This is a genomic window from Flavobacterium sp. ARAG 55.4, assembly GCF_051846875.1.
In the GTDB taxonomy this organism is placed as follows: Bacteria; Bacteroidota; Bacteroidia; order Flavobacteriales; family Flavobacteriaceae; genus Flavobacterium; species Flavobacterium plantiphilum.
This window is the reverse complement of the sequence record NZ_JBPYCT010000032.1, coordinates 1-1,211: the sequence shown is the minus strand read 5'-3', so window position 1 is coordinate 1,211 and position 1,211 is coordinate 1. Positions and strand designations below refer to the sequence as shown.

Annotated in this window: 1 protein-coding gene; it reads right to left on the bottom strand. The window is 35.5% G+C overall.

From position 1 onward, the window contains the following. Nucleotides 1–1,211, bottom strand: a 1,211-nt coding sequence (locus ACSV4D_RS18010; RefSeq protein WP_439229376.1) for a DUF7507 domain-containing protein, incomplete at both ends; no start/stop codon positions are given.

Below are 1,211 nucleotides of genomic sequence, written 5' to 3'. Positions count from 1 at the left end.
GTTACAGTTACATTAGTTAAAGTAACATTTCCTGTATTAGTAATTACAAATTTGTATGATACTACATCACCAATATTGGTTTTACCATCATTATTAGTATCTACATAAGTACCGTCTTTTGTAATTGCGATACCAGGATTTTGAGGTATTTCTGTAATGGTACAATCAGCACATTCCGGATCTTTAGGACACGTAGTACAAGGCGTTGGATCAGTAGAAGTAGCCGTTATAGGGTCTCCAGCAGGTGGAGTTCCTTTAGCGATGGCTAAATTATAAACTACTCCTTTGTTAATATCATCTTGAGTAATATTGTAAATCGCAGAGAATGTAGTGGAATCACTTTCGTTTATATTTAAAGTTATTGGACCTCCAAGTACAGTTACTTTATTATCAGTTACTGTTATGTTTGTCAACGCTGAACCTCCGATGTTTTTTACTGTAAATGTATATTTGATTTGGTCTCCAACAGTAGTTTTTCCATCATTGTTGGCATCAATATATGTTCCTTCTTTTTCGACAGAAATAGATGGTGTGTAAACAGAAATCTTAACAGTCGCTTCATCACAATTAGTAGATAAATTTATGTTTTCACAAATTTTATATACCACTTCATAATTTCCTGCAGGAGTTCCCGGAGCTATTACCACATCAGTTCCAACAAGTGTGATTCCGCTATTAGTACTGCTTACAAATGAAGTAGTAATCTCAAGTGGATTTACTACATTACCATTTAGGTAATCATTATTTAAAATGTTAATTCCTGCGTTTCCACCATTAATACCATTTATAGGTCCCGCTATATCATCATTGGCCTCTATGGCAGAAGAAGTAATAGTTAAAGTACCGTCAACCTTAGTTACAATATAGTTTGGATTTTCTCCCAAAGCAACTGTAATAGGATAAGTGTCTACAGGCGAGAACTGGGTAGCTGTAGTTGATAAGCTATAGTTGATTGCATCATTGTTAACTGCACCAGTTACCACGGCAGTCAATTCAGGATTTTCATCACCGTATACTTTAGTTTTATCATCAGCAGTAACCACTACGTTTAATTCTTTCGGAGTTACTGTTAAAGTTCCGTCAACCTTAGTTACAATATAGTTTGGATTTTCTCCCAAAGCAACTGTAATAGGGTAAGTGGCTACAGGCGAGAATTGCGTAGCTGTAGTTGATAAGCTATAGTTGATTGCATCATTGTTCACTGCACCAGT